The 11,430-nt window shown below is 68.4% G+C and carries 9 protein-coding genes; 2 read left to right on the top strand and 7 right to left on the bottom strand.

Translation table 11 applies throughout. The annotated features are described in order from the left end of the window. Nucleotides 1-2: 2 nt before the first annotated feature. On the bottom strand, nucleotides 3-161 hold the full coding sequence (locus NLI89_RS01410) for a hypothetical protein (RefSeq protein WP_254685367.1): 159 nt from the start codon (nucleotides 159-161) through the stop codon (nucleotides 3-5). A 138-nt stretch (nucleotides 162-299) separates the two neighbouring features. On the opposite strand from NLI89_RS01410, the gene NLI89_RS01405 reads away from it, so the two are divergent. Both NLI89_RS01405 and NLI89_RS01400 read left to right on the top strand, forming a co-directional pair. After that, complete coding sequence (locus NLI89_RS01405; RefSeq protein ID WP_254685366.1) at nucleotides 300-1,691, top strand: efflux transporter outer membrane subunit; 1,392 nt, start codon at nucleotides 300-302, stop codon at nucleotides 1,689-1,691. Then, nucleotides 1,688-3,187 (top strand): DHA2 family efflux MFS transporter permease subunit, encoded by a 1,500-nt coding sequence (locus NLI89_RS01400; RefSeq protein ID WP_254685365.1) that lies wholly within the window; start codon nucleotides 1,688-1,690, stop codon nucleotides 3,185-3,187. The genes NLI89_RS01405 and NLI89_RS01400 overlap by 4 nt, the downstream gene beginning before the upstream one ends. Before the next feature lie 140 nt (nucleotides 3,188-3,327). On the opposite strand, the gene mdoH is transcribed toward NLI89_RS01400, so the two are convergent. The 6 genes from mdoH to kdpC all read right to left on the bottom strand — a co-directional run bounded on the left by mdoH (nucleotide 3,328) and on the right by kdpC (nucleotide 11,246). Next, nucleotides 3,328-5,136: a glucans biosynthesis glucosyltransferase MdoH gene (mdoH, locus tag NLI89_RS01395; protein ID WP_254685364.1), complete on the bottom strand. Its 1,809-nt coding sequence runs from the start codon at nucleotides 5,134-5,136 to the stop codon at nucleotides 3,328-3,330. Continuing rightward, the gene (locus NLI89_RS01390; protein ID WP_254685363.1) at nucleotides 5,136-6,641 is read right to left on the bottom strand and encodes a glucan biosynthesis protein; all 1,506 of its coding nucleotides are present in this window, start codon (nucleotides 6,639-6,641) and stop codon (nucleotides 5,136-5,138) included. Before NLI89_RS01390 ends, mdoH begins: the two co-directional genes overlap by 1 nt. A gap of 87 nt (nucleotides 6,642-6,728) precedes the next feature. Next, nucleotides 6,729-6,974: a hypothetical protein gene (locus tag NLI89_RS01385; protein WP_254685362.1), complete on the bottom strand. Its 246-nt coding sequence runs from the start codon at nucleotides 6,972-6,974 to the stop codon at nucleotides 6,729-6,731. A gap of 332 nt (nucleotides 6,975-7,306) precedes the next feature. Continuing rightward, the gene (locus NLI89_RS01380; RefSeq protein WP_254685361.1) at nucleotides 7,307-7,996 is read right to left on the bottom strand and encodes a response regulator transcription factor; all 690 of its coding nucleotides are present in this window, start codon (nucleotides 7,994-7,996) and stop codon (nucleotides 7,307-7,309) included. Then, nucleotides 7,993-10,653 carry a sensor histidine kinase gene (locus tag NLI89_RS01375; RefSeq protein WP_254685360.1) on the bottom strand — a complete coding sequence of 887 codons (2,661 nt, stop codon included), beginning with the start codon at nucleotides 10,651-10,653 and terminating at the stop codon, nucleotides 7,993-7,995. The genes NLI89_RS01380 and NLI89_RS01375 overlap by 4 nt, the downstream gene beginning before the upstream one ends. Continuing rightward, a complete protein-coding gene (kdpC, locus tag NLI89_RS01370; protein WP_254685359.1) occupies nucleotides 10,650-11,246 on the bottom strand; it encodes a potassium-transporting ATPase subunit KdpC in 597 nt (198 codons plus the stop codon). Before kdpC ends, NLI89_RS01375 begins: the two co-directional genes overlap by 4 nt. Between the last annotated feature and the right edge of the window lie 184 nt (nucleotides 11,247-11,430).

Below are 11,430 nucleotides of genomic sequence, written 5' to 3'. Positions count from 1 at the left end.
GATCAAAAAAGCTGCCATTTGTGGCTCAGGGTCCTGACGTTCGTCAGGATGACGAAGGCAGGGGTGACCGTCTGGCGCACCGCGAGCGCGACCGTGACGGTTGGACCGCGGCTCGCGCCGGGGACGACGGCGTGATCCGAGGTCACCGCGCCGCTTCGCACGAACGCGCACCTTCTGCTCCCCTCCCTGGAAGGGAGGGGCCGGGGGTGGGTCGGCTTCCACAAATCCGAACCGTTTTGCCACGAGCCGGCCAACCCACCCCCAACCCCTCCCTTCCAGGGAGGGGGGCGGTTGCGTCCGTGGCTGTCCTGCTAGCCTCCACGTTGCTCGCCGCCTGCACCACCGCCGGCCCGAACTACGCCCTCCCCGACCGCGCGGCCGTCAACCTCCCCGCCGCCCAAGGCAAGTTCGACAGCGGCAACGAGACGGCGTTCGTCGACACCCCGCTTCCCGACCGCTGGTGGCAGCTCTACGGCGACCCCCGCCTCGACGGCTTCGTCACCGAAGCGCTCGCCGCCAATACGGACCTGCGCGCCGCCGACGCCAATTTGCGCCGCGCCGATGCGGTGGTCGCCGAAGTCGCCGCCGGCCGCACGCTGTCGACAACGCTCGGCGGTGGCACCTCGCTCGACCGCCCCTATGCGACCGGTGGCAATTTGCCCGGCACGCTCGACTACAATTTCAGCATCACGCTCGCCTACCCGCTCGACCTATCGGGCCGCATCCGCCGCGGGATCGAGGCGGCCCAAGGCGACGCGGAGGCCGTCGCCGCCGCGCGCGACAATGTCCGCGTCACCGTCGCCGCGGAAACCGCGCGCAGCTATGCCGCCGCGTGCACCGCCAACATGGTGCTCGCCGCCAACACCCGGATCCTCACGCTGCAACGCCAGACGCTCAGCGTCACGCAGCGCCTGCAACGCGGCGGTCGCGGCACCGCGTTCGACGTGACGCGCGCCAGGACCGCGGTCGACCAGAGCGAGGCCCTGATCCCCGCCCAGATCGCGACGCGCACTGCCGCGCTCTACCGGCTCGCCACGCTGATGGGTCGCGCGCCCGCCGATTATCCGCAGGACGTCGCGACCTGCGCCAAGCCGCCCGCGCTCACCCGCCCGCTGCCGATCGGCGACGGCAGTGCGCTGATCCGCCGCCGCCCCGACATCCGCGGTGCGGAGCGCTCGCTCGCCGCCGCGACCTCGCGGATCGGCGTCGCGACCGCCAACCTCTACCCACAAGTCAGCCTCGGCGGCTCGGCCGGGTTCACCGGGCCGGTGTCGTCGCTCGGCTCGACCAACGCATTCCATCTCGGGCTCGGACCGCTGATCAGCTGGAGCTTCCCCAACCGCGTCGTCGTCCGTTCGCAGATTGCCCAGGCCGGTGCGGCCGCGGACCAGGCGCTCGCGCAGTTCGACTCGACCACGCTCGAGGCCCTGCGCCAGACTGAGACCGCGCTGTCAGCCTATGCCCGCGAAGGCGACCGCAACGCCGCACTACGCCGCGCGCAGTCCAGCGCCTCGCGGGCTGCGGACCAAGCGGGGACGCTCTACCGCTTCGGCCGCACCGACTTCCTGTCGCTGCTGACCGCGCAGGCTGCGCTGACCACCGCGCAGGCAAACCTCGCCGCCTCCGACGCGCTGCTGGTCGATCGGCAGGTCGACGTGTTCAAGGCGCTCGGCGGGGGGTGGCAGACGTGAGGCTCCGCAGACGTGGGCTGGCGTCGATCAACAGCGAAGTGCGCGACGGCATCATGCCCGCCGCCGACACCATCGCGCGCGTTGCCAAGGATCCGGACGCGTTGCCGCATACGCCGAGCAACTACCGCATCACCGCCCTGATCATCGCCTGCGCGCTGTTCATGGAGCAGATGGACTCGACCGTACTGGCGACCGCGCTGCCGACGATGGCGCGCGATTTCGGCGTGCCCGCGACCAGCATGAGCTCGGCGCTGACGTCGTACCTGCTGGCGTTGGCGATCTTCATCCCCGCCAGCGGACGCCTCGCGGACCGGTTCGGCTCGCGCACGATCTTCCGCGCGGCGATCCTCATCTTCGTCGGCGGATCGATGCTGTGCGGCCAGGCGACCAGCCTGCCATTCATGATGGTCGCGCGCTTCCTGCAAGGGCTCGGCGGCGCGATGATGATCCCGATCGGTCGCCTCGTCCTGCTCCGCAGCGTCGCCAAGGAGGACATGGTCCAGGCGATGTCGTGGCTGATCATGCCCGCATTGATCGGCCCGATCCTCGGCCCCCCAGTCGGCGGCGCGATCGTCACCTATCTCGACTGGCGCTGGATCTTTTATCTCAACGTACCGATCGGCCTGCTCGGCGTGGTGCTGGTGACGCGCTACATCGGCGAGGTCCGCGAGGACAAACCGGTGCGCTTCGACGTGCCCGGCTTCATCCTGTCGGGCGTCTCGCTCGGCTGCCTGTTGTTCGGGTTCGAGATGACCAGCCGCACCGGCGAACTGTCGCGTGCCGTCGTGCTGATCGCGGTCGGGCTCGTCGCGGGTGTGGCCTACATCCGCCACGCGAAACACCGCAGCGATCCGATCCTCGACCTGTCGCTGATGCGCATCCCCACCTTCCGCCTGTCGGTGATCGGCGGATCGCTAACCCGCATCACGCAGGGGGCGCAGCCGTTCCTGCTGCCGATGATGCTCCAATTGGGCTTCGGCATGACCGCGGCGGCGAGCGGCGCGATCACCATCGCCGGCGCGATCGGTTCGCTGATGATGAAGAGCCTCGCACCACGCGTGCTCAGGCGCTTCGGTTTCCGCAACAGCCTGATCGTCGGCGGCCTCTGCGCGAGTTCGGGCTATGCGGTCGCCGGCCTTTTCCGCCCCGACTGGCCGATCCCGCTGATCTTCGCCGTGCTGATGATCTCAGGCTTCTTCATGTCGTTCCAGTTCTCGGCGTACAACACGATCGCCTATGACGAGATCCCGTCGTCGCGGATGAGCAGCGCGACCAGCTTCTACGCGACGTTCCAGCAACTGATGCTGTCGCTCGGGATCTGCGTCGGCGCGGCGTCGCTGCATGTTGGGATGCTGGGCACGGGGGCGACGCGGCCGGCACTGGCGGACTTCACGCTCGCGTTCCTGGTGGTGACCGTGGTGTCGGCGTCGGCGACGATCTGGAACCGCCGATTTGCGGTGAATGCGGGGGCGGAACTGAGCGGACATCGCCCCTAGCCAGACGCAACATGCCCCCCTCCCTGGAAGGGAGGGGTTGGGGGTGGGTCGGCCGGCTTGTGCCGATACCGCCGAATGATATGCGGAAGCCGACCCACCCCCGGCCCCTCCCTTTCAGGGAGGGGGGGAAGAAGTCGGCGTTAGGCTTGCGTCGCCGGCAAAGACGGTCGCGACAGCACCGACACATGCTCGCCCGGCTCGACGAACATCCCATGCGACTCCGCCCACTCCCCCGCCTTTTCGCTCGCCGTCAGCATCGTCAGGAACGGACTGAGCAACAGCCCCAGCGTCACCGGCGCAAGCCACGCCGCGGTGATCGGCGCGAACGGCGTGACCAGCAACAGCGCGACGCCCACCCCGACATGCCAGCGATAGCGCGGCATCACGTCCGCCAGCGACAACTCATGCGCGTCGCGGTTCTGCGGCGCCCAGCCGGACTTGCGCCCCATTAATATCCCGGCGAGGTCCATCATCTGCGTCAACGCGATCACCGGCGCGGACAGCATCGAGAACGGCACGTCGACCAGCACCGACCGCACGATCCCCCGCCGCCCGCCAAACCCCGCGCGCCGCTCCGCGTTCGAAATCGCCCAGATCACGCTCAGCAGCTTTGGGCCGAAGAGCAGCATCAGTGTTACGAACAGCACCTGTAGCGAGGTCTGCGCCTCGACGATGTTGCGCTCGCCGATCAGCGCCTGCACAACGCTCGTCGCGATCATCAGCAGCCACACCGGCGAGGTGATGAACGCCGACGCACCCATCAGCAATTGCAGCCGGCTGACCCAGTGGAACCCCGACGAGGTCAGCAGGCTCAGATGCTGGATATTCCCCTGCGCCCAGCGCCGATCGCGCACCGCCGCGTCGATCAGCGTCGGCGGATATTCCTCGAACGTCTCCTCGGTCATCAACATGTGCACCCGCCAGCCGCGCCGCCGCAGCAGCGCCGCCTCGACCATGTCATGGCTCATGATGACGCCGCCGAACGGCGCGCGGCCGGGCAGATCCGGCAAACCGCAACTGCTCGCAAAAGCCTCGATGCGGATCATCGCGTTGTGGCCCCAGAAGGTCGCCTCCGAGCCCGACCACCAGACGAGTCCCGCGGTCGAGATCGGGCCGTACAGGCGGCTGGCGAACTGCATCCAGCGCTGGAAGAACGTCACGCCATTGATCACCGCGGGCACGGTCTGGAGCAGCGCGACCGCGGGGCGGCGTTCGAGCACCTGCGCCATGCCGATGATCGTGTTGCCGCCCATCAGGCTGTCCGCGTCGAGCATCAGCATGTAGCGATAGCCGCCGCCGAACCGCCGGATCCACTCGGCCACGTTGCCCGGCTTGCGGCCGACGTTCACGGTCCGGCGCCGATAATAGAGCGCGCAGTCGAGCGTCGGGGCGAGCCTTTGCCACGCGGCCACCTCGGCCGCCTCCGCCGCTTCGCCCGAGTCGCTCAGGATGAAGATATCGAACCGGTCAGCGACACCGCCAGCCGCGATCGCGCGCGCCATCCAGGCGATCCGTTCGAATACTGCGTCGATGTCTTCGTTATGAACCGGCATCAGGATCGCGGTTCGACCTTCGAGCGGTTCGGATTGGCGCGGTGTCGGCACGAAGCCCGGATGGCCGCCCGTCATCAGCAGCACGAAGCCGATCGCCGCGTTCATGAAACCGAACGCGATCCATGCGAACAGCGGGAAGAACAACGCCAACAACACCGCGTCCCACAGGCTCAGCCCGTCGGCGAGCAGCGATTCCTGCACCGCGGACGATGCCGCGGTGGCGAGCAGCCCGGTCATCAGGATGAGGATGATCCGGCGCGCGAGCATATCGTCGTTCGAAACGACCATGCCCGGCCCCGGCTCGGGCGCGGACCAGGGCGGCGGCGGCCCGTCGAAACGCTGCGGGAGCATCTCGATCGGCGACTCGCCCGGCATCATGGCGGGAAGGTCGGGCATCAGAAGATCGGCGTCAGCACGGTTTCGCTGAGCGCGCGACCGCCGCGCGTGAGGAACAACCTGACGTCGGCCGGGCCCTGCGCATCGGGCGCGACGTCGGCGGTCACGCGCCAGCGGTTTTTCTGGCCGACGACCGGATACGCCGCGTTGGCGAGCACTTTGCCGCGGACGACGTCGATCTTGGCGGTCACGCCGCTCTGCCGGTCGAGCCCGGCAAGACCGTCGCCGATGAAATCGACCACGAGCTTTCGCGCGCCCTTCACCGGCTCGGCGCCCGGTCGGCCAGCCACGCCCTGCCAGCAATCGACGACATGCGCCGCGCTCGCGACCGCGGTCGGATCGGTCGATTTCCACGACAGCGTATAATCGAACTGCAACCGCTGCCCTGCCTTTGCAGGCGCGGCCGGCGTCCAGAACGAGACGACGTTATCCACCGTCTCGCTGTTGGTCGGGAACGCGTAGAGCATCACCGCGCCCTTGCCCCAATCGCCCTGCGGCTGGACCCACAGGTTGGGCCGACGATCGTAGAATGCGCCATCGTCTTGATAGTGATCGAAATTGCGGTCGCGCTGGATCAGGCCGAAGCCCTTCGGCGCCTGATCCGCAAAACTGTCCAGCGTATCGTGCGGCGGGTTGTTGAGCGGCCGCCAGATGCGCTCGCCCGCGCCGGTCAGCAGCGCGAGGCCGTCCGAATCGTGGATCTCGGGGCGCCAGTCGACCGCGGCGGCGCGATTGCCTTCGCCGTACCAGAACATGCTGGTCGCAGGCGCAACGCCGAGCCGTTCGACATCGCGCCGCAAATGAAGGACGGACGAAACCTGCTGCTCGACGCCCGCGCCCGCGACATGCCGCGACTGGAAGCGGTACGCGCCGGTGACGCTGGCACCGTCCATCAGCGCGTAGATCGTGTACGCATCGTTGCCGGTGCGCTCGATCCAGAATTCGGTGAAGTCGGGAAACTCCTCGCGGCCCGGCAGCCCGGTGTTGATCGCGAGCCCGCGCGCGGACAGGCCGTATTGGTCCTGCGAGCCGGCGGTGCGGAAATAGGACGCGCCCTGGAACGCCATCCAGTCGCTGGTCCCGCCCGGCGCCATGGCACGGAAGCCGGCGATGCCCAGCGCGGCGGCATGGCCCTCTTCGGCCTCGAACAGATCGCGCGAGAAGTCGATGCGGTGCGCCTGCCCGCCCTCGACGACGTTGATCGCGACCGGCATCGGCGCATAGCGACCGAGCGGAAACAGGCGGATGCCGCCGGCGAGCGTCTTATCCGCGCGGAAGCGGATGCTGCCGACCTTGTCGTAATCGATCGCGGCGGCGGCGGCGACCTTGGCGGGGGCCTGGTACGGCTTGGTCGCCAGCGTCGCGGCGCGCTGCTGGAGCGCGTCCCACGAGAACGGCTCCGCCTTTCCGCCCATCTTTCCGGGCGCTGCACGCATTGCCGCGGCGGCCTGCGGGAGGACACCCAACAGACCCAGCGCAGTCATTACTTCGCGTCGACCGATCATGCAGAGCGCTCCCTCGTCATCATGCTGCAATGCGGTAGCATAAGGACATCGGGCGCGCGCGTCGACAGGTCCCGCCCCCGGCGCGCCCTAGCGCGCCACGCGTCGCCAGCGAGCGCTCACCTGGACACGGTCGTGGATGTGGTGGCCGACGACAACTAGCATCGCGCCGGCACTTGCGCAGAGGAAGCCGATCGTGGCGAGCAGGAACGCGAGTGCGCCGGGTTGTGGGTGGAGGCGGACGAGCGTGTGGATCGCAGTGGCGGCGATCGTTAGCGCCAGGACGCCGCTCGCGCGGAGGCTGAGGTCGGTGCGGAGGCGGCGGGGCTCGGTCATGCGACGCTTGAACTATCGCTTGCCCCATAAGCGTTCGAGATCGATTTTGCGGGGGAGCCATAGTGTTCGCGTAGTGCGCAACCCCGTCATCCCGGCGAAAGCCGGGACCTCGCGCGGCAGGGGCGATCTGTTGCGGGGAGACCCCAGCTTTCGCTGGGGTGACGGATCTGGGCTGGGGTGACTGCAGGGGGTTGGGGTGACGGTTGGGTTGGGTAGCGTGACGGCTGGTAGCGCAGGATAACGAGCGGACCGCCCGCTTCCTTGTTCTCCCGCGAAGGCGGGAGCCCAGACTGGGTCCCCGCCTTCGCGGGGAAACAAACTGTCTTCTCCACTCAGGCGTCGACCAGCAACCGATATCCGATCCCGAGTTCGTTCGCGATCACCGTGCCAACGCCCCCCGTACCCTCCAGCTTCTGCCGCAAATTCCGCACCACGATGCGGAGATATTCGATCCGGCGGTCGTGATCGGTCGGCCACGCCGCTTCCAATATCCGCTGGTGCGTCACGACCCGTCCCGGATGCGCCGCCAGCGCCGACAGCACGTCGAACTCTTTCCGCGTCAGATGCGCCTCCTCGTTCCCCCGCCGGACGAGCCGGTGCTCTAAATCGATCTCCACCCCGTGCGCGCGCAACACCGTCGGCCGCGAGGTCGCCTCGCCGCGCCCCCGCAACGCGACCCGCAACCGTGCGAGCAGTTCCTCGGTATCGAACGGCTTGGTCACATAATCCTCGGCGCCGAGATCGAGCGCCGCCACCTTCTGGTCGGTCGCCTCCCGCGCGGACACGACCAGAATAATCGGATCGCCGAGCTTCTTCAGCAGCGGTACCAGTTCCAGCCCATCACGGTCCGGCAACCCCAGGTCGAGCAGCACCGCAGTCAACGGCCGGCTCGCCGCGATCCGCAAAGCCTCGCGCGCGTCGACCGCCGCCTCGACACCGTACCCCGCGCGCTCCAGCGTGTTCTTCAACAGCCGCCGGATGTGCAGTTCGTCGTCGACGATCAGGACCGTCTGCACGCTCATAGATTCGCTCCATCGGTCTCGCGGACCAGCAGCGCTACGGGGAAGCACAGGCTGAACTGCGCGCCCGTCAGGTCTTCGCGATTGCTGGCTTCGACGCTCATCCCCATCGCTTCGGCGAACGCCTTGACGATCGCAAGTCCGAGTCCCGTCCCACCGATCGCACGGTCGGACCCTTCGAGGCGGCGGAACGTCTCGAACACCTCCTTCTCGCGACCCGGCGGCAGGCCAGGCCCCTGGTCGATCACCGACAGCCTGAGCATCCCGAAGCGATGCTCCGCACGCACCACGATCGGCGTGCCCGGATCGGCATAGCGCCCCGCATTGTCGAGCAGGTTGAGCAGGCAATGGTGAAGCAGTTGCGGATCGACGCGTACCAGCGGCAGGTTCGGCGCGACGTCGAGTTCGATCGCATGACCTTCGAGCACGCGCTTCGTATCGTGCACCGCGCCCGCCACCGCGTCGGTGAGGTCGGTCGGTTCGAGTCGCAACCGCAGCGCCCCCGCCTCGACCCGCGCCATGTCGAGCAGATTGCCGACGAACCGGTTGAGCCGCGCCGCCTCGCTCTCTATCGTCGCGATCAGTTCGGGTGTGACGCCGCGGTGCAGCTCCGCCGCAGCCGCCATCACCGAGGTCAGCGGCGTACGCAGGTCGTGGCTGACAGACGACAGCAAAGCCGCCCGCAGCCGATCGCGCTCGCGCACCGCATCAACATCGCGCATCTCGACCTCGAGCCGCGCGCGCTCGAGCACCAGCGACGCCTGGTCGACCAGGCTCATCAGCAGCGGCAACTGGTCCGATCGCACCGGATCCCCCCCTGCCTCACGCGCGAGCCCGAGCACCGCCAGTGTCCGCTCGCCCGACCGCAAGGGCTGAAAAAACCATTCCGACGCCGCCAGCGTGCCCGACCCCCGACCTGCCGGCGTGCCCGTATCATAGGCCCATTGCGCGGCCGCCATCTCCATCGTCTCGAGCCGGTAGTCCGCGCCGTTCGCCGCCTGCACCGCAAGGCCGGGGTCCTCCGCGACGAGGATCACCGCACGCACGCCGAACAACCGGCCGATTTCCTCGCAGATCGCGCGGGCCAGCGCGACGGGCTCGTTGAGCGAGGTCAATTGGCGCAGGAAGCCGGCGAGCGCGGCGTTGGTGCGGGCGCTGGCGGCGGCGATATCGGCCTGCGCACGAACCCGAGACGTGAGCTGGCTCGTCACGAAGGCGATGCCGAGCAGGACGAGGATCGAGATCACGTTCTCGGGATTGTTGATCGTCAGCGTGCCGGTCGGCGGCAGGAAGAAGAAGTTGTACGCGATCGACGAGGCGATCCCGGCGAACAGTCCGGTGCGCAGGCCGAACAGGCTTGCCGCGGCCATCACCGGCAGCAGGTACAGCAGCGCGACGTTGCCGAGGTTGAGGATGTGGAACAGCGCGCTCGCGACGCCGGTGACGCCCGCGACCATCGCCGTCGTCCAGGCATAGCCCGCCTTGTTGCCCCAATCGCCGGTGCGCTTTCTGCCGGTCGGCGCCGCGGTACCCGCCTCCATCGGCAGGACATGGACCGCGATCCCCGGCGTCTCGCGGACGATCCGGTCCACGACAGAGCCGTGGCGCAGTTCGAACCAGCGCGAGCGAGCCGACTTGCCGACCACGAGCTGCGTCGCGCGGGCCTCGGTGGTGAAGGTCTTCAGGCCGTCGACCACGGACGTCGCGGGGACAGTGGCGACGTCGCCGCCAAGCTGGGTCGCGAGGTTGAAGACGGCGGCGAGCTGGCGGTGCTCGGGCTCGCCAAAGGTCTGCGCGCGCGGCGTCTCGATATACACCGCGGTCCACGGCGCGTGCATCGCGTCGGCGATCCGCTTGGTCGCGCGGACGAGGCCCAACGCGCCGGGCAATTCGCTGATCGCGACGACGATCCGCTCGCCACCTGCCCAGGTGCCGCCGACGCCCAATGCGCGGACGTGTTCGAGCATCTGCGCGTCGACCGCTTGCGCGGCGCGGCGCAGCGCGAGTTCGCGCAGGGCCGACAGGTTCGACTTGGAGAAGAAATGCGAGAGGGCTCGGGTCGCCTCTTGGGGGAGGTACACTTTCCCCGCCTTCAGCCGCTCGATCAGTTCGTCGGGGGGAATGTCGACGACTTCGATCTCGGCGGCCTCGACGATGCTGTCGGGGACGGTCTCGCGGACGCGGACGCGGGTGAAGGAGGCGACGACGTCGTTGAGGCTCTCGATGTGCTGGATGTTGATCGTCGAATAGACGTCGATGCCCGCGGCGAGCAGTTCCTCGACGTCCTGATAGCGTTTGGGGTGGCGGCTGCCGGGCGCGTTGGTGTGGGCGAGTTCGTCGACCAGGACGAGCGTCGGCGCGCGTTCGAGAATCGCGTCGAGGTCCATCTCGTCGAGCGTGCGGCCTTCGTAGGGGATCGCTTTGCGCGGGACGATCTCGTGGCCCCGCGTGAGCGCTTCGGTCTCGACGCGGCCGTGCGTCTCGACCACGCCGATGACGATATCGACGCCTGCGCGGCGGCGTTCGGCGCCTTCGGAGAGCATCTCGTAGGTTTTGCCGACACCCGGGGCGGCGCCGAGGAAGATCTTCAGACGGCCGCGACCCTCCTGCGACGCCTGTCGCAGAAGGGCCTCGGGGGATGGTCGTCCGTCGTCGTTCAACGTGCGCCCGTCGCGGGTTGTCCGGTTGCATCGAGGGCGCGGTTGAGCGCGAGGACGTTGACGCGCGGTTCGCCAAGGATGCCGAACAGCGGGCCGTCGACGTTGGCCGTCACCAGACCGCGGACCGTGTCGGCGGACAGGCCGCGAGTGCGCGCGACGCGGGCGACCTGTGCGTAGGCCGAGGCGGGCGACAAATCGGGGTCGAGACCCGAACCCGAGGCAGTGGCGAGATCGGACGGGAGCGGCCCCGTCACGCCTTCCGCGCGGCGCTTGGCGACATCGGCCTTGGTACGATCGACGAGCGCCTGGCTGGTCGGCCCGAGGTTCGATCCCGACGAGGCGAGGCCGTCATAGCCCTTGCCGGCCGCTGAGGGTCGCGTCTGGAAATAGCGATCGGCGGTGAAGGCCTGGCCGACGACGGTCGAGCCGATCGCCTTGCCATTGGCCATGACGAGGCTGCCGTTCGCTTGCGCGGGGAAGATGGCCTGTCCGATCCCGGTCATGGCCAGGGGATAGACGATCCCGAGCAGCAGCGCGAACAGGATCGTCATGACGAACGCGGGGCGAAGGGCGGAGGTGAAATCGGAGGTCATTGGATGCTTCCTTCTGCCGTCACCCAGCGAACGCTGGGGTATCGTGCCGCGTACGGCGCACTTCGAGGAGGGAGACCCCAGCTTTCGCTGGGGTGACGGGTTGGGGTTGGGTGGCGGCGTTCCACCCACTTCCGTCATGCCGGGCTTGTTCCGGCATCCACCGTTCCGCGTAAGCAAGAGTCGA

It is taken from the genome of Sphingomonas faeni (assembly GCF_024273235.1).
Taxonomy (GTDB): Bacteria; Pseudomonadota; Alphaproteobacteria; order Sphingomonadales; family Sphingomonadaceae; genus Sphingomonas; species Sphingomonas faeni_A.
The sequence above is the reverse complement of the archived record's forward strand: the minus strand, read 5'-3'. Positions and strand labels throughout refer to the sequence as shown.

Excerpts from the sequence above, each read along its gene's own strand:
- mdoH (WP_254685364.1), bottom strand. The coding sequence starts at position 5,136 with ATGCCCGACCTTCCCGCCATGATGCCGGGCGAGTCGCCGATCGAGATG.
- NLI89_RS01390 (WP_254685363.1), bottom strand. The coding sequence starts at position 6,641 with ATGATCGGTCGACGCGAAGTAATGACTGCGCTGGGTCTGTTGGGTGTC.
- NLI89_RS01385 (WP_254685362.1), bottom strand. The coding sequence starts at position 6,974 with ATGACCGAGCCCCGCCGCCTCCGCACCGACCTCAGCCTCCGCGCGAGC.
- kdpC (WP_254685359.1), bottom strand. The coding sequence starts at position 11,246 with ATGACCTCCGATTTCACCTCCGCCCTTCGCCCCGCGTTCGTCATGACG.
- NLI89_RS01380 (WP_254685361.1), bottom strand. The coding sequence starts at position 7,996 with ATGAGCGTGCAGACGGTCCTGATCGTCGACGACGAACTGCACATCCGG.